Below are 16,501 nucleotides of genomic sequence, written 5' to 3' on the forward strand. Positions count from 1 at the left end.
GGGAATTAAATGCGCGCATTATTTCATCCGGCAAATCCCGGCTATCCCAGTAGCCATGCGAATTTGCATTTAAAGACTGGCCTGCCGCTGCAATCTGCTCGCACGCTTAGGCAGCTTAAATCGCAGATAGCAGCAAGTTCGAATAATGTCGGGAATGTAGTTCATAACGAGGCCGTCGCAAAGACTTTTGAGTTTGACCCTGCATTAAGCGTTATGGGAGGGATCGAAAGCTTTTTCCGTTCAGAATGTCATTCGAGGCGGCAAGAGTTTCAGCAGAGGCTATCATCAAATTTCGACGCAGTTTTCTTTTCTTTTGCAAATTTAATTGCGCCGCCTATTGTTGGAAAAGAAGAAAGTCAAAGGCAGCACTTCAGCCGTCTATCTGAAATCGTGCGTGCAATTAACGTTCCGTTATATGTTTTTGGTATTGGGATGCAAGAGCGCCTCGAGGTCAAGGAGGACATTCTACCTGAGCTCGCTGAATTTTTGAATGAGATAAACAATAAAGCTGAGATATTTGGATGTAGAGGTGCTGAGACGCAGTCATATCTTTGGTCGATTGGGTGTGATCGCGCAACAGCATTGGGATGCCCAAGCCTATATGTTTATCCCTCACAAGTGCAGTCGATAAAGCCAATCAGCGAAATAAATAATAAGAAGGGTGTTACTGCAGGTTACTTGGATCGCCGACATTTGCTTGGTTATCAGCCAGAGCGTATGTCTAGTCTTATAAGAATTGCGTCTAACTTAGAGCTGAGTTATGTCTTTCAGAACGATTTACTCACACTTTTAGAACTCGAGGATACTCCGGATTTATATAGTGACGCTGATAACAAATGCGATCCGAGAATCATTAGCTCTTACCTAGATAGTTTTGGGTATAGCGTTCCGGTTAGAGATTATAGGTTTTTCCGTGATGCGCGATCTTGGCGACAGTTCGCAAGTGCGAATGACTACTTTTTCGGCGACCGATTTCATGGTGGTGTGGTAAGCTTACAAACTGGGCGACCTGCATTTTTCATTTATAATGATGTTCGTGTGAAAGAACTCACAGAGCACTTTTCGATCCCAAGCGTATCGCTACAGAATGTAATTGCAGGTGATGTAAAAGAAATTCTTGGCCAAGCTTTTTCAAAAGACTCGATCGATAAGTTTCAAGATATCTATAATGAGAGGCTGAAAGAGTATTTTGACATCACTAAGCGGGCCGGCCTTGTTCCCTTGAAGGGGCTGTATGAAAAGCGCAAGTATTTAGATGATCATAGTCAACATTTCTCTGAAACAATTTCGAATATGGATGATTCCGCGGCAGGTCGAAAGATCTCAGCGGCGGTCAATCTATCCAATCTTGGTGATTGGAATCTTGCAAGTGTTGAACGTTTGATATGCGCTCTAGCCGAAGCAGAGGTGCAGAATAAAATTCTAGATTTAGTTCTAGTCGTCCTTGAAAAAGAGGATTCAGCAAATCTGGATGAAGCCTTATTTTTTAGATTATCACAAGTGCTATTGAAGTCGAATTCCGATCCGAGTTGTGAGGCCCTCTTGCGATTCTATCTGAACCAAAATGAATCCATTTGGACTGAACGCATTCTCAAGGCGTTCATTGAAGTTCTGATGCGGGATGGAAATGTCATAGCCGCCAGAGACTACCTACTAATGGAGAAGGCTAAAAGTTGCCTTAGCCTAGATGCCGCCAAGCATTTGGCTAAGCGCGTCAATAGTTGATATGATCGGAGTAAGCCCTAGAGGGCCGATTTTTTGATTACTCAGTTTGTGGCGTGGTCAACTCATTGATCACCAAAGCAATCTTGCATGCTCACGCCACCCTAAACTCCGCCAGTACCGCCGCATAGATCGGGCGTTTGAACGGCACGATCACCTGCAGAAGCTCGGCCCCCGTCATCCAGCGCCAGTTGGAGAATTCTACGTCTTGATGCGTCAGGTCTATCACGCTGTCGGGCGCGGTCAGTTCAAACTGCACCCATTTCTGCGCTTGACCGCGATAGCGGCCTTTCCAGCGGGTTGGCACGACGTCAATCGGTAGGTCGTAATGGTGCCAATCGGCCGTCTCGGCCACCAGCCGCACCGCATCGTGGCCGACGCCGGTTTCCTCCCGCAATTCGCGATAGGCGGCATCGCGCGGCGTTTCGCCATCATCGATGCCGCCCTGTGGCATTTGCCAAGCGGGGCTCGCCATATCGGCGCGTTGGCCCGCAAACACCCGGCCATCGGCATGGGTCAGCACCACGCCGACACAAGGGCGATAGGGCAGGCGCGCGATCTCTGCAGGTGTCACGGGGTCAGTTGCCCCGTGGCCCAAGCGCATTGAGGCCGGTCAGGATGTCGATGGCATAGGCCAGCTGGTAATCCTCGTTGCGCAGACGGGCTGTTGCCTCGGCGATGGCCTGTTCCTCTTCGAGTTGGCGCAGTTCATCCTCGGACAGGGTAGCGTTTTCAATCGCGCCGCGCAGGCTTGCCTCATTGCGGCTATTTTGCGCTTCTTCCTCATCCTCGGTGGTTTCCACGGCGGGGCGTTGATCGACCAAGATATCGGGCGCGATGCCCAAGGCTTGGATCGAGCGGCCCGATGGCGTGTAGTAAAGCGAGGTCGTCAGCCGCATCGCGCCATTGCCCGCAAGCGGCATGATCGACTGCACCGATCCCTTGCCAAAGCTGTTGGTGCCCACGACCACGGCGCGGCGGTGATCTTGCAGCGCGCCCGCCACAATCTCGGAGGCCGAGGCAGAACCGCCATTGATCAACACGACCATCGGCAAATCGGTGATCAGATCGCCCGGCGTTGCATTATAGCGCTCGCCATCTTCGGGGCGGCGTCCACGGGTCGAGACGATCTCGCCTTGCTCAAGGAACGCGTCCGAGACGCGGATCGCTTGGCTGAGCAAGCCGCCGGGGTTGTTGCGCAGGTCAAGCACGACGCCGTTCAAATTCTCAAGCCCGCCCACATCGCTGATCAAGCCGCGCAGACCCTCTTCGAGGTTCGGATAGGTCTGATCGTTAAAGGTCGAGATGCGCACGATGGCGGTGTTGCCTTCGAGCCGCGTGCGCACGGCGGTCAGACGGATACGGTCACGCACGATGGTGATGTCAAAGGGCTGATCGCGGCCTTCGCGCACCACGGTGATGGTGATCTCCGAGCCGACGGGGCCGCGCATCATATCGACGGCTTGCTCTAGCGTCAGGCCCAACAGCGCCTCGCCATTGACATGGGTGATAAAATCGCCCGCCTCGACGCCCGCTTCCATGGCTGGGGTATCATCCATGGGCGTGATGACGCGCACGAAACCGTCTTCTTGCGTGACCTCGATGCCAAGCCCGCCGAATTCGCCGCGCGTCTGCACCTGCATATCGCTGAAGTCATTGGGCGGCAGATACCCTGAATGCGGATCGAGCGAGGTGAGCATGCCGTTGATCGCCGCCTCGATCAGTGCGGCCTCATCCACCTCTTCGACGTAATTGGCGCGGATGCGTTCAAAGATATCGCCGAACAGGTCAAGCTGTTCATAGACCGAGGCATTGGCGCGATCTTCTTGCGCGATCAGCGGCCCTGCGACCTGTGAGCTTAGCACCACACCGCCCGCGATGCCGCACACAGCAGCGATGATCAGCTTATTCATGACATCCATCCTTCGTCTCAGTCGCGACCTGTGCCGATGAACCATTCCGCCGGATCGACGGGCACACCGTTTTCGCGCAATTCCATATAAAGCGTTTCCGAGAGGGCAGCGCCACTCCCTTGCACCGTAGCAACGATCAAATCTTTGGTGTCGCTCTGTGCGCCACCGGGCATCAGGCCCAAAGGACCGACCGCCGGGATGAACGCCCCGGTATTCACATAAACGGTATCAAGACCGGCCAAGATCAGCAAATAGCCCGCTTCGGGTTCAAGGATAATGACATTTCCGTAATCCAAAAGCGGCCCGGCATAGCGGACCGAAGCAGGCCATGGCGCCGTGACCAAGGCACCTGCGCGTGTGGCATAGACCAGACCGGGGCGCGCGACACCTGCGGCGTCCGCCTCACCAAAGGCGCGAAGCTGGGTGCCAAGCACCGGCAGGGGTAAGGCGCCGCGCGCGGTGGTGAAATCGGGCAAGTCAGGGGAAGCAGGCGGTGGTGATTGCGCCAGCAAGGCCGCGAGGGTGTCGAGCGAATCGACACTGTCGATCAGCTGGTTCATGGCGATATCGTCGCTCAGGAAATTCTCGGGCAGCATGCGGCGTTCGGCGATGGCTTGGCTAAGCTGGGTGCGCGCGTCTTGTGTGCGTTCCAGCGCATCGCTCAGATCACCCAAAGCCGTGTCTTGGACAGCGCGCAAGGCCGCCAATTCTTCGAGTTGGGCGCGCAGCGCACGGGCTTGGGTTGCGACGGCCGGTGTGACCTCGGACAAGATCATGCCCACACGCGCCGTGCCAAGCGGCCCTTCGGGATGCATCAGCACCACCGGTGCAGGCGCGGCCTCGATGCTTTGCAGCACCCCAAGCAGGCGCGACAGCCGGTCGCGTTCGGCCTCAAAGGCCATCAAGATCGTGCGTTCGCGCAGTGCCGCCTGCCTCATCCCTTCGCGCAGCGCCAAAAGCCCCTCTTCATAGGCGCGCACGGTTTGGGTCAGCGCCTCGACCCGGTCGCGCGCCCCTTGCGCCTCGAGCAGCGCAAAGCCCGCTTGTTCCAGCATCTCTGCCGCCTGCGCGGCGGTTTGGCCGGCATCGACTTCTGCCCGAACAGGGCTGGCCAACAACACAAAGGCCAAGGTGATGGCACGCAAGCTCATACGATCAATGATGTCCCTGTCATCTCGGGTGGTTGGGCAAGCCCCATCAGCGCCAATAGGCTGGGGGCCAGATCGGCAAGGCTTCCATCGGTCAACCGCGCATCTGCGGGGCCACCGAACAAGATAACCGGCACAAGATTGGTTGTATGGGCGGTATGCGGCCCGCCTGTCACCGGGTCGATCATGGTTTCGCAATTGCCGTGATCGGCGGTCACGATCATCGCGCCGCCCGCCTGTTCCACAGCGGCAAGCGCCCGGCCGAGGCCCGCATCAACCGCAGCACATGCGGCCATCGCAGCATCCAGATCGCCGGTATGGCCCACCATGTCGGGATTGGCGAAATTCACCACAATCAGATCATACCCCGCCCCGATCGCCGCGACGAGGTGATCGGTCACTTCGGGTGCCGACATCTCGGGTTGCAGATCATAGGTCGCCACCTTGGGCGATTGCGCCATGTAGCGATCCTCGCCGGGAACGGGGCTTTCCTTGCCACCGTTCAGGAAAAAGGTGACATGGGGGTATTTCTCGGTCTCGGCGATATGGAACTGGCGCAGGCCATGGGCCGCCACCCATTCAGCCAGCGTATTGCGGATCTCTTGCTTGGGATAAACCGCCGTCATGTAGCGATCATGCGCGGCCGAGTAATCGACCATGCCCAAAGCAGCGGCCAGTTTCGGCCGCGGGCCGGTGTCGAAAGCATCGAAATCGGGATCGGCCAGCGCCGAGAGGATCTCGCGCGCGCGGTCGGCGCGGAAATTCAGGCAAAAGATGCCATCGCCATCGCGCATGCCCGCGAAATCGCCCAAGATCGTGGGCTGGATGAATTCATCACTCTCGCCCCGGTCATAGGCCATCTGCACCGCTTGTTCCGGGGTTTCGGCGGTAAAGCTGCCCTTGGCCTGCATCATCGCGGACTGCGCGCGCGCGACCCTGTCCCAACGATTGTCGCGGTCCATCGCGAAATAGCGCCCGATGATCGTCCCAAAACCCGCCCCATCAGGTAGCGCGGCGGTCATTTCATCCAGATAGTCCAAGGCCGAGCGCGGCGCGACATCGCGCCCATCGGTGATGGCGTGGATATGCACCCTGACCCCGGCTGCCGCGATCACGGCGGCGGCGGCCATCATATGGCGATGCTGCGAATGCACCCCGCCGGTCGATGCAAGACCGAACAGATGCGCAGCCCCACCGCTTTGACGCAACGCCGCGATGAAGTCGGTCAGCGCGGCTTCGGATGCAAGGCGACCCGTCTCGACCGCCTCGTCGATGCGCACCAGATCCATCGGCACCACGCGGCCCGCCCCGATGGTGGTATGGCCCACTTCGGAATTTCCCATCTGACCCTCGGGTAGACCCACCGCGCGGCCATGGGTGATCAGCCGCGCATGCGGGCAATCGGCCATCAGCCTGTCGAAATGGGGCGTGCTGGCCAGCAAGGGGGCGTTGCCCTCTGCGCTTGGGCCAATACCCCAACCATCGAGGATACACAGCACCACGGGTTTGTATGGGCGATCAATCGGCATAGCGGCCTCCTTGCCCGTGGTTCTAGGCAGCGTCAGCCCAAGGCGCAAGCGATCCTCAAAAGATGAAGTCTGTATTGTCGAGAAGGGCGATATTGACGCCCGCAAGCAGGATTGAATTGCCGCCGCCCGTGTTGATCATGACGCCGCCGCCTGTGCTTGTGACCGCGCCCGTGCCGAACAGCGCGTCGTAATCGGCGATGCTGGAAAGCCCGGTTATGGCGGAGAGGTCGATCTTCTCGAAGCTGTCACTTGCGTCGAAGTCGCTGATCGTATCGCGGCCATGGCCGTTGGCAAAGATGAACACATCCGATCCCGCCCCGCCGAAAAGCCGGTCGCTGCCCGCGCCGCCATTCAGCGTGTCATTGCCGAGGCCGCCAAAAAGTTGGTCATGCCGCGTGCCGCCATCAAGGCTGTCATCACCCTCGCCACCATCGAGCCGGTCGTTACCATCCCCCCCAAAGAGGTGGTCATCGCCATGTCCGCCAAAGAGGTGGTCAAACCCGCTCGCGCCGGTCAGCCGGTCATTGCCCTCATCACCGTGCAGCGTGTCGTTGTGCATGCCACCATCAAGCGTGTCATTGCCGCCCCCGCCAAAAAGCAGGTCGTTGTGCGCCTGACCCATAAGCCTGTCATCGCCTGCATCGCCGAACAAGGTATCATGGCCCGTGCCCGCCCAAAGCCGGTCATTGCCGTCCCCGCCATTGAGCAGGTCGTTTCCATCCCCCCCGAAGAGGAGATCATTGCCGTGACCGCCAAAGAGGTGGTCAAACCCGCCCGCGCCGATCAGCCGGTCATTGCCCTCATCGCCGTGGAGTGTGTCGTTGTGCGTGCCACCATCAAGCGTGTCATTGCCGCCCCCGCCAAAAAGCAGGTCATTATGCGCCTGGCCAAAAAGCCCGTCATTACCCCCGCCCCCCGCAAGCGTGTCATTGCCGCCAAGCCCGTTGATCGTGTCATGACCTTCCGTGCCGGTCAGGTTATCCGGCCCTTCGGTTGGGCCGGTGGGATCTTCGGCAGGTGCAAATTGGATTGGGCTGCGGTCGGGGGCGGTGATCACGGCGGCGATCACTTGGGCGGCGCTCAAGGGCATGCCGAGCGCTGTCTGGATGATCAAAACTTCGTTGCGCCATGTGACCACGGCCCCGGTGGCGGTCGGTTGGATCGTCAGTTGGGACGCATCATAAAGAAAGGGCCAGCCTGACAGGTCAAGCTGATCACGCCCCGGTTCGAAGTCGGTGATCGTGTCGCTTGCACCGTCGGCGCGAAGGATGAAGCGGTCGGCACCTTCCCCGCCTGTCAGCGTGTCGCTGCCTGCACCATCCTCGATGATGTCTGCGCCATGGCCGCCGAAGATGCGATCATTGCCTGACCCGCCAATCAAGATATCGTTCCCCGCCCCACCGATCAGATCGCCGCCCGCCGAAGTTGCCATCAGCATTTGCCTATTGCCCGAGGTGTCGAAGGCAAGGGTGGTCACGCCCCCGCTGATCTGTGAGGCGACGAAGATATCGACCCTGTTGCCTGCCTGTCTCGTCGTGATGGCCGTGACATTCTCAAGCCCGATATGGGCGGTATCAACCAGCACATCCATCAGGTGCAGCCGACCATTGGGCAAAAGCAGAAACAAGGTGATGCCCTCGTCACCGCCACCTGCAAGCACATAGGTGAAGCCGCCCGCCGTGATCACCTCGAGGCTTTGCAACATGCCAAAGCGCGTCGCTTTGGTGTCAATCACATGGTCGGTTGCGCCAAGGCTGCCGTCACTGCGCAATTGCATGACCGTGATCGCACCCGAGCGCCCCATACCGTCGCCCGGTGCCGATCCGACCAAAACGAAGCTGCGCCCTGCCAGCGTGGCCGTGGCAAGCGCGGTCGGCGTCATGAGGCCGATCCCCTCGGCCACGCCCAGATTTCCCGTCGCGGCCAATCCGGTTGGGGTGACACGATAGGCTGTTACCCCTTGTTCTGTGACACTCGCCCCGATCAGGTAGCTGGCCCCTGCTACTGGCACCGCAGCCAAGGCAAAGACCGAATCGCCATAGGTCGCAGGTGTGTCTGCAATGGTGAACTGGCGGGTGAGTGACCCGCCCGCGCTGGTCGCATTGATGTGATAGGCTTGGATTGACCCAGCGCCGGGATTGGCCAGATAGAGCGTGTTGCCCCCCATCTGATCAATGTCGAGCACACGGGTCTCGACACCGACGAGCCCGCCAAGCGTGCTGGGGCCGCCGATGCGCCCCGTTGCGTCAAGCGAGAGCGCCGTCAGCCCCGCATCGGGATCGCCCGCGACAACCAAGCGTGACCCGTTGACCGTGTCGAGGATCGTCAGCCGATCCATCACCGATGTGGCCAGTGCGGGGTCGAAATGGGTGAAATCATGCAGACTGAGCGCGCCATTTGCCCCCATCGCAAAGGCCGCGACCCCGCCGCTTGGCCCCGATGTGGAATAAAGCACCGGACCCGCATTGGTCATATGCACCAAGAGATCCGTGATCCCGTGATCAAGGATGCTTTGCCCTGTCTGAACCTGACCCCCAACGGTCAATCGCGGCATCGATGCCCCCGAAACGTGAACGGGCCCAAGCTCACTGCGGCGCGGGGCGTAGTCAGGAATGGATTATGGTTATGCTGCGAAAATCTGGATGGATTTGAGCGATCACGCTAACGCTCTATGCAACCAAGGCGTGCAATCTTTAGGTGAGGTTGCGCTTGTGCAGCTCGATTGCCTCGTCAAGATCTTCGAAAAAGGCCAGTTTTCCCTTTTCCAAGATCAAGGCGGCGTCGCAGAATTCTTTAAGCTCGGACAGGTTGTGGTTTACCATGATTGCGTCTGATGTGCGCATCCGTTCATGGAAAAGCGCCATGCTGCGCAGGCGAAAGGCCGCGTCGCCCGCGCCTGTGACCTCGTCGATCAGGTAGGTGTCGAACTTGATCCCGAGCGATAGGCCAAAGGTCAGCCTTGCACGCATGCCTGCGGAATAGGTGCGCACCGGCATGTGGAAATGTTCGCCGATCTGGGCGAAATCCTGCACGAAATCGATCAATTCCGCCGTTTCGATCCCGTAAACCCGCGCGATAAAGCGCACGTTTTGCGCGCCGGTCATTTGCGGGTGAACAGCGCCCGCCTGTCCGATGGGCCATGACATGGTGCCGTCGCTGATGACCCGCCCGTGATCTGGGCGCATGTTGCCCGCGATGATCGACATGAGCGTCGATTTGCCCGCGCCATTGCGCCCCAAAAGCGCCAAGGATCGGCCAGTTTCCAGTGTGAAAGACAGGTTGTCGATGACGATCTTGCGCCGCCCATTGACCTCGAAACTCTTGGTCAGATTCTCGAAGCGGATCATCGCGCCGCCCCGTTACTGCCGGTCGCGGATGCTGTAATAGATCAGCGCGGCGGTGGCCCATCCCAGTGTCAGGAACAAAAGCGCCATGCCCGCGATGACGTCGCGCCGGGGGAATTCCGCGCTTTCGGGAATGGTTGGGCGGATATAGACCGCAAGATAGCGGCTTTGGCGCGCGGCATTGGTGCGGGCCGCATCAAGTGCCGTCAGCGCGGCGCGATAGCTGCCTTCGGCGAATTCGCGATCCACGATCAGCCCCTCGTAGCGGGCGATCAATGTCGGATAGTCCTGACCGTCGCGCCCAGCATCGCCGCTGGCGAAATTCTGGCGCTCTTGGTCGATGCGGTCGCGGATCACCTCGATCCGGCGCTGGGCCTGTATCAGCCGAGGATCATTGTCATTTGTCGTGTTCTCCGACAACAGATCGAAATCGATCAGGGCCTCGGCCAATTGTTGTTGCAGGTTGTTGAGAACGCCTGTGCGCCCCTGAAGGTCGCTTTCGGGATCGACGATCTGGGTTTCGGTACGAAACTGGGTCAGCGCCTCGCGCGCAAGGCGGAGCCGCGTGATCGCCGCCTCTAGATCGGTTTCGGCAAAGCGCATCGCATCGGCGCGTGCTTGCGCGTTCAATTCATTGATCAGCGATTGGCTTTCTTCCACGATTGCCATCGCGATGGTGTGGGCTGTTACCGCATCGAAGGCGAGCACTTCGAGATCGATCAGGCCGTTGCTTTGCCCATAAGAGACGCGGACCACCTCTTGCCAATGGGAGACGAGATCTTCGAAGGCGGCATCGGGCGATAGTGCAAAAATCGGGTCGGTGTCATGTGGGGCTGCATAATGGGCCAGAAGATCGACCCGCTGGTTCAGCCGCCCGACCAGTTCGGCGCTGGTGATGAACTCAAACAAGATATCGCCATCGACCTGTGTGCTCGCCCCTGAAAACTGCGCGATACCGCCCAAGATATCGGTCGCGGCGCTGCCTTCGTCGCTGCGCACGGTAAAGCCCGCCCGCGCGGCGTATTGATCCTGCGCATAGGTGTAGAGGTAATAGCTCGTCACGAAAAACGGCGCGGCGACCATGATCAGAAACGACAAGACAAGCCCGTAATGGCGCCGCCGCATCCGCGCTTGGCGTGCCGCTGGTTTGAAGGTCTGTTCCTTCTTGTCAGCGGCAGGTGGCTTTGCAGCACCCGGTGGTGCCGGGGGCTTTGCCTTGGGCGGCGCGTTGGCCGCTTGCGCCTGCGCCCCGGGCTGCGCTGGCATGGCTTGTGGTCCCGCGGTATTGGCCAAATGCGCCGCCCTGCATCAATAGTTTGAATTCACTCTTTCGCTCATACATAGTCTGCGCAGCCTTTGCCAGCCTGTTGGAGCGTCGCACTGAAGAACCCCGCGCCATATCTGCCGCCGCTTCCCGCAAGTCGGACGGTCACAAAGATGCGCTCTTTCCCTGCATTGCGCGCGATCATGGCGTTGATCTTGCGCGAGATGTCGACGCGCTACGGTCGCACGCCGGGCGGCTATGTTTGGGCCGTGCTCGAACCTGTGGGCGCGCTGGTCGTGATGTCGGTGGTTTTCGCCATCCTTTTGCGCGCACCGCCCTTGGGCAATTCGTTTATCTTGTTTTACGCCTCGGGCTATTTGCCCTTTATCATCTCGGCCACGATCATGGGCAGCGTGCAGTCCGCGATCAGCTTTTCAAAGCCTTTGCTCATGTATCCGGCCGTGTCTTGGCTGGATGCGATCATCGCGCGGTTCATCTTGAACCTGCTGACCGGCGTGGTGATCTTTATCATCGTGTTCGTGGGGATTTTGCAGTTCACCCAAGCCACCGCGACGCTTAGCTTTGGGCCGATCATCTTGTCGGTGCTGCTTGCGGCCTTTCTGGGCCTTGGCTTGGGGACGCTGAATTGCTTTTTGATCGGGCTGTTCCCCGCATGGGGAAGTATCTGGGGGATCTTGACCCGCCCCTTGTTCCTTGTTGCGGGGGTCATTTTTCTTTACGAAAACATGCCGCCCTTTGTGCAAGAGATCTTGTGGTACACGCCTTGGATCCACTTCACCGGAATCGCGCGCACCGGCGTCTATCCGACCTATGCGCCTGATTATATCTCGGTCCCGGTGGTTTTGTTGTGGTCGCTCGTCTCGTTGTTTTTCGGGCTATTGCTGTTGCGCCGCTTTTATCAAGACATCTTGAACCGCTAGCTGGTCATGCCCGGTGATAAGGCCCGCCCGACAGGATCGAGGCCGCGCGGTAAAGCTGTTCGGCCAACATGACCCGCACCAGCATATGTGGCCATACCATCGCACCGAACGAGATCGCCATCGCCGCCTCGGCCCGGAAATCGGGGGCTAACCCATCGGCACCACCGATACAGATCGCCAGATCGCCCTGACCCGCATCGCGCAGTGCGCCCAATTGATCGGCAAATTGCGGCGAGGTCATTTGCACCCCGCGCTCATCCATCACCCAAAGCGTGGCACTGCGCGGGATGGCCCGGCGCAGCAGCTCAGCTTCGGCCTGCATGCCGCCGCCCTTGCGATCCTCGACCTCGGTCACGCCGCCCGATGTCAGGCCAAGCATGCGACCGGTCCGGTCGAACCGTGTCAGGTAATCGTCAATCAGCGCCTGTTCGGGCCCAGCCCGCAGGCGCCCGACCGCGCATAGATGCACCCGCATGATGGCCTATCGCTAGGCTGTGCCGCCCGCAGGCATCCACATTTTCTCAAGCTGGTAGAACTCACGCACCTCGGGGCGGAAGATATGGACGATGATATCGCCCGCATCGATCAAAACCCAATCGCCGGCGCCTTTGCCCTCGACCTTGCAATTCATCCCATAGCTGACTTTCAGCCGTTCGACCAAATTGTCCGAGATCGCCGCGACCTGCCGCGAGGACCGCCCAGAGGCGACCACCATGTAATCGGCAATCGAGGATTTGCCGCGCAGTTCGATCTGCACGACCTCTTCAGCTTTATCGTCATCGAGTGATGCAAGAACGCTGGCCAGCAGTTCCTCGCTGGTCGGGGCGTTCATCTGGACCGCTGCTGCGGTCCGGTGGGATGTGGCCTGTGCCACTGCGGTGGTGTGTCCGGTCAGGACCCGATCCTCCAATCTGCGCGCCTGATCTCCCCGACGCCGGGTTGTGGCTAAGGTAGCATCAGATCGGCTCAATCTCAATGACCCGGGTGGGATGAAACAGCATGGGTAAGATTGCGCCGAATATGGCGGTTGCAGGGCGCGCGCCCAATATTCCTTGCGTATTTGGATATATATTGGGGATAACCCGCCATTGATTGCTATATGCGGTGGCCCAACGCTTGACTCACGCGGCGCTGGGCCGGAAGCTTTCGGTTCAGAATCGTTTTTCCCGAAAGGGGCCGCGCCATGCGTTTCACCCGGCTACGCCTCAATGGCTTCAAAAGCTTCGTCGACCCCACCGACCTGATCATTCAGGACGGGTTGACGGGTGTGGTCGGCCCCAATGGCTGCGGTAAATCCAACCTGCTCGAGGCACTGCGCTGGGTCATGGGTGAAAACCGGCCAACCGCGATGCGTGGCGACGGGATGGAGGATGTGATCTTCGCCGGTGCCGCGACGCGCGGCGCGCGCAATTTTGCCGAAGTGGTGTTGCAACTCGACAATACCGAGCGCTTGGCCCCTGCGGGGTTCAATGATGAAGACACGCTCGACATCACAAGGCGCATCACCCGCGATGCGGGATCGGCCTATAAGCTCAACGGCAAGGATGTGCGTGCGCGCGATGTGCAGATGCTTTTTGCCGATGCCTCGACCGGCGCGCATTCACCCGCATTGGTCCGCCAAGGCCAGATCGCCGAGCTGATCAATGCCCGCCCCAAGGCGCGCCGCCGTGTGCTGGAAGAGGCCGCCGGGATTTCCGGCCTCTATCAGCGCCGCCATGAGGCCGAGCTGAAGCTGAAAGGGGCCGAGGGCAATCTGACGCGTGTCGATGATGTGCTGGAACAGCTTGCCGCCCAGCTTGCCACGCTTGCCCGCCAAGCGCGCCAAGCAAGCCGCTACCGCGAGATCGGCGCTGAGCTGCGTCAGGCCGAGGGGCTGTTGCTGTGGCTGCGCTGGGGCGATGCGCAGCAGGCCGTTTTGCGCGCCGAGGCGGTGCTGCGCGAGGCACTGGCCGCCGCTGGTCGGGCCGAGGGTGGCGCGCTGCAAGCGGGCAATGCGCGCGAAGCCGCCGAAGCGGCCCTCCCGCCCCTGCGCGAGGAAGAGGCTATCGCAGGCGCGATTTTGCAGCGCTTGTCGCTTGAGCGTGACGGTCTGGATGGTGAGATTGCCCGCGCGCGCGAAGCGGTCAGCATGCTGGAAGGGCGGCTTGACCAGCTGACACATGACATCGCTCGCGAGGGTGCGCTCAATGCCGATGCCGGTGAGACCATCGCCCGGCTGGAAGATGAGCGCGCGACGCTGGCAGCCGAGGGTGCAGGGCATGATGATCGCCTTGCCACAGCGCTTGCCGCCGCCGAAGAGGGAGCGGCGGTGTTGCGCACCCGCGAACAGGATTTGGCCGAGGCCACCGAAGAGGCTGCCCGCCTTTCAGCCCGCCACCAATCGGCCGACCGCCGGATCAGCGATGCGCAAAAGGCCCGCGCCCGTCACGCGACCGAGGCCGATACCGCCGCGCGTCAAGCCGAAGAGGCCGAGCTGCGTTTGGCCGCCGTTGCGCGCGATGTCGCCACGGCCGATGAGGCGTTGGCCGCCGCCCGCGATCTCGCGGCGCGCGCCGAAGAAACCCTGACCGAGACCGAGATCGCCCGCAGCGATGCCCAAACCGCCGAGGCCGAAGCCCGCGCTGCCCGTGCCGATGCCGAAGGCCGCGCTGGAACGCTGGAGGCTGAAGTCACGGCGCTGAACCGTCTGCTGGAGCGCGAGCGGGGGCAGGGCGATCAAATCCTTGACCGGATCACGGTTGAGAAAGGCTATGAAGCTGCACTCGGTGCCGCTCTGTCGGATGATCTGAAGGCCGGGGAAACCAAGGTTGCCGGTGGCTCTGGCTGGAGTGCGCTTGACGCTTATGCCACCCCCGCGCCCTTACCCGGCGCTGCGCGGCCCATCGCGGCAGTGGTGCAAGCCCCGGCCCTTTTGGCGCGACGTCTGTCGCATATCGGGATCATTGACCGCGCCGATGGCCCGCGCTTGCAGACCTTGTTGCAGCCCGGCCAACGCCTTGTCAGCCGCGAGGGCGATCTGTGGCGCTGGGATGGGTATGCTGTTGCGGCCGCCGATGCCGTGTCATCGGCTGCGCGCAGGTTGGAGCAGGTCAATCGCCTCACCGAATTGCGCGCCGAAGCGCTGGAGGCTGCCGCCAAGGCCGCTGGTACCCGCGCCGCCCATGAGATGCTCGCCGCGCGACTGAGCGCATTGACCGAAGCCGACCGTGCCGCGCGTGCGGCCCGCCGCGATGCCGATACGCGGCTGGCAGATAGCTCGCGCATGCTGAGCAAAGCCGAGGCCGAGCGCAGCGTGCTGGAAGGTAAGCTGGAAACCTTGCAATCGGCGGCATTGCGTCATGCCGATGAGGCCCATGCCGCCCAGACCGAGCTTGCCCGCGCCGAGGGTGCCAAGGCCGAATTGGAAGATCTCGACGCCGCAAAGTCGCGGCTTGATGATATCCGCACCACGGTCGAGGCCGCGCGCATGACCATGTTGGCGCGGCGCACCGCACATGACGAGGTCAAGCGCGAGGGTGAGCGCCGCAGCGCGCGGACAGCCAAGATCGGTGAAGAGATCGGCGGTTGGCGCAAGCGCCTTGATAGTGCCGCCGGTCGCTTGGCCGAGCTTGAGGCGCGCAAGGTCGAGACCGAGGCAAAGCTAACAGCCGCCCGCGCCAAGCCCGATGAATTGGCCGCCGCCCGCGCCGGTCTGGCCGACAAGATCACCACTGCAGAGGCGCGCAAAGCCGCCGCAAGCGATGCGCTTTCGACCGCCGAAAGCGCCCTGCACCATGCCATTGCCGCCGAGCGCGACGCCGAGCGTGCCGCATCCGAGGCCCGCGAAGGTCGCGCCGCCGCCGAGGCCCGCCGCGATGCCACCCGCGAAACCGTCGACAGCGCGGCCCAGCGCATCGCCGAGGAAATGGAAACCACGCCCGAGGTACTGCGCGAGTCTTTGGGCGATTTGCCTGATCCCTTGCCGCCCTCCGATCATATCGAGGCCGAGGTGCAACGGCTGCGCCGTCAGCGTGACGCTTTGGGTGCGGTCAACCTGCGCGCCGAAGAAGACGCGCGTGAGGTGCAGGTCGAACACGACACGCTCGCCGCCGAAAAGAGTGATCTGGAACAAGCCATCGCCAAGCTGCGGACCGGCATTTCCAGCCTGAACCGCGAAGGGCGCGAGCGCCTGCTCAAGGCCTTTGACGAGGTGAATGTGAGTTTCGCCAAGCTCTTTACGCATCTTTTCGGGGGTGGCGAGGCGCGGCTGGTGCTGGTGGAAAGCGACGATCCGCTTGAGGCGGGGCTCGAGATCTTGTGCCAACCACCGGGCAAAAAGCTGTCGACCTTGTCGCTTTTGTCAGGGGGCGAGCAGACGCTGACCGCCATGGCGTTGATCTTTGCGGTTTTCCTCGCCAACCCCGCGCCCATCTGTGTGCTCGACGAGGTGGACGCGCCGCTTGACGATGCCAATGTCACCCGTTTTTGCGACCTACTCGACGAGATGACGCGCCAGACCGCGACGCGGTTCTTGGTCATCACGCACCACGCGGTGACAATGGCGCGCATGGACCGTCTGTTTGGTGTGACCATGGTCGAACAAGGCGTGTCGCAACTGGTCTCGGTCGATCTGAAAAAGGCCGAGCAGATGGTGGCGTGAC

General features: G+C 60.6%; 12 protein-coding genes. 3 read left to right on the plus strand and 9 right to left on the minus strand.

Features of this window, described 5'->3' with window-relative positions:
• Positions 1-9 precede the first annotated feature (9 nt).
• On the plus strand, positions 10-1,725 hold the full coding sequence (locus KG698_RS07020; RefSeq protein WP_213684848.1) for a polysaccharide pyruvyl transferase family protein: 1,716 nt from the start codon (positions 10-12) through the stop codon (positions 1,723-1,725).
• Between the two features lie 91 nt (positions 1,726-1,816).
• On the opposite strand, the gene KG698_RS07025 is transcribed toward KG698_RS07020, so the two are convergent.
• The 7 genes from KG698_RS07025 to KG698_RS07055 all read right to left on the minus strand — a co-directional run bounded on the left by KG698_RS07025 (position 1,817) and on the right by KG698_RS07055 (position 10,922).
• On the minus strand, positions 1,817-2,296 hold the full coding sequence (locus KG698_RS07025; protein ID WP_213684849.1) for an RNA pyrophosphohydrolase: 480 nt from the start codon (positions 2,294-2,296) through the stop codon (positions 1,817-1,819).
• A 4-nt stretch (positions 2,297-2,300) separates the two neighbouring features.
• Positions 2,301-3,635, minus strand: coding sequence for a S41 family peptidase (locus KG698_RS07030; protein ID WP_213684850.1), 1,335 nt, complete (start codon positions 3,633-3,635; stop codon positions 2,301-2,303).
• Positions 3,636-3,652: 17 nt separating this feature from the next.
• A complete protein-coding gene (locus tag KG698_RS07035; protein WP_213684851.1) occupies positions 3,653-4,786 on the minus strand; it encodes a peptidoglycan DD-metalloendopeptidase family protein in 1,134 nt (377 codons plus the stop codon).
• Complete coding sequence (gene gpmI / locus KG698_RS07040; protein ID WP_213685008.1) at positions 4,783-6,306, minus strand: 2,3-bisphosphoglycerate-independent phosphoglycerate mutase; 1,524 nt, start codon at positions 6,304-6,306, stop codon at positions 4,783-4,785. Before gpmI ends, KG698_RS07035 begins: the two co-directional genes overlap by 4 nt.
• A 61-nt stretch (positions 6,307-6,367) precedes the next feature.
• Positions 6,368-8,866: a calcium-binding protein gene (locus KG698_RS07045; RefSeq protein WP_213684852.1), complete on the minus strand. Its 2,499-nt coding sequence runs from the start codon at positions 8,864-8,866 to the stop codon at positions 6,368-6,370.
• Between the two features lie 139 nt (positions 8,867-9,005).
• Positions 9,006-9,659, minus strand: coding sequence for an ABC transporter ATP-binding protein (locus KG698_RS07050; RefSeq protein ID WP_213684853.1), 654 nt, complete (start codon positions 9,657-9,659; stop codon positions 9,006-9,008).
• A gap of 12 nt (positions 9,660-9,671) precedes the next feature.
• A complete protein-coding gene (locus KG698_RS07055; RefSeq protein ID WP_213684854.1) occupies positions 9,672-10,922 on the minus strand; it encodes a sugar transporter in 1,251 nt (416 codons plus the stop codon).
• 171 nt (positions 10,923-11,093) lie between these two features.
• Here KG698_RS07055 and KG698_RS07060 point away from each other — a divergent pair, with 171 nt between their 5' ends.
• The gene (locus KG698_RS07060; RefSeq protein ID WP_213684855.1) at positions 11,094-11,861 is read left to right on the plus strand and encodes an ABC transporter permease; all 768 of its coding nucleotides are present in this window, start codon (positions 11,094-11,096) and stop codon (positions 11,859-11,861) included.
• Positions 11,862-11,865: 4 nt separating this feature from the next.
• On the opposite strand, the gene rlmH is transcribed toward KG698_RS07060, so the two are convergent.
• Both rlmH and rsfS read right to left on the minus strand, forming a co-directional pair.
• Positions 11,866-12,336, minus strand: a complete 471-nt coding sequence (rlmH, locus tag KG698_RS07065; RefSeq protein ID WP_213684856.1) for a 23S rRNA (pseudouridine(1915)-N(3))-methyltransferase RlmH — start codon at positions 12,334-12,336, stop codon at positions 11,866-11,868.
• 12 nt (positions 12,337-12,348) lie between these two features.
• Positions 12,349-12,693 (minus strand): ribosome silencing factor, encoded by a 345-nt coding sequence (gene rsfS / locus KG698_RS07070; protein ID WP_213684857.1) that lies wholly within the window; start codon positions 12,691-12,693, stop codon positions 12,349-12,351.
• Positions 12,694-13,044: 351 nt separating this feature from the next.
• Here rsfS and smc point away from each other — a divergent pair, with 351 nt between their 5' ends.
• On the plus strand, positions 13,045-16,500 hold the full coding sequence (smc, locus tag KG698_RS07075; protein ID WP_213684858.1) for a chromosome segregation protein SMC: 3,456 nt from the start codon (positions 13,045-13,047) through the stop codon (positions 16,498-16,500).
• Position 16,501 lies beyond the last annotated feature (1 nt).

This window comes from Roseicyclus sp. (assembly GCF_018402035.1).
In the GTDB taxonomy this organism is placed as follows: domain Bacteria; phylum Pseudomonadota; class Alphaproteobacteria; order Rhodobacterales; family Rhodobacteraceae; genus Roseicyclus.

Coding starts and splice junctions, on each gene's coding strand:
- KG698_RS07020 (WP_213684848.1), top strand. CDS start 10: ATGCGCGCATTATTTCATCCGGCAAATCCCGGCTATCCCAGTAGCCAT.
- KG698_RS07030 (WP_213684850.1), bottom strand. CDS start 3,635: ATGAATAAGCTGATCATCGCTGCTGTGTGCGGCATCGCGGGCGGTGTG.
- KG698_RS07035 (WP_213684851.1), bottom strand. CDS start 4,786: ATGAGCTTGCGTGCCATCACCTTGGCCTTTGTGTTGTTGGCCAGCCCT.
- KG698_RS07045 (WP_213684852.1), bottom strand. CDS start 8,866: ATGCCGCGATTGACCGTTGGGGGTCAGGTTCAGACAGGGCAAAGCATC.
- KG698_RS07050 (WP_213684853.1), bottom strand. CDS start 9,659: ATGATCCGCTTCGAGAATCTGACCAAGAGTTTCGAGGTCAATGGGCGG.
- KG698_RS07055 (WP_213684854.1), bottom strand. CDS start 10,922: ATGCCAGCGCAGCCCGGGGCGCAGGCGCAAGCGGCCAACGCGCCGCCC.
- KG698_RS07060 (WP_213684855.1), top strand. CDS start 11,094: ATGCGCTCTTTCCCTGCATTGCGCGCGATCATGGCGTTGATCTTGCGC.
- rlmH (WP_213684856.1), bottom strand. CDS start 12,336: ATGCGGGTGCATCTATGCGCGGTCGGGCGCCTGCGGGCTGGGCCCGAA.
- rsfS (WP_213684857.1), bottom strand. CDS start 12,693: ATGAACGCCCCGACCAGCGAGGAACTGCTGGCCAGCGTTCTTGCATCA.
- smc (WP_213684858.1), top strand. CDS start 13,045: ATGCGTTTCACCCGGCTACGCCTCAATGGCTTCAAAAGCTTCGTCGAC.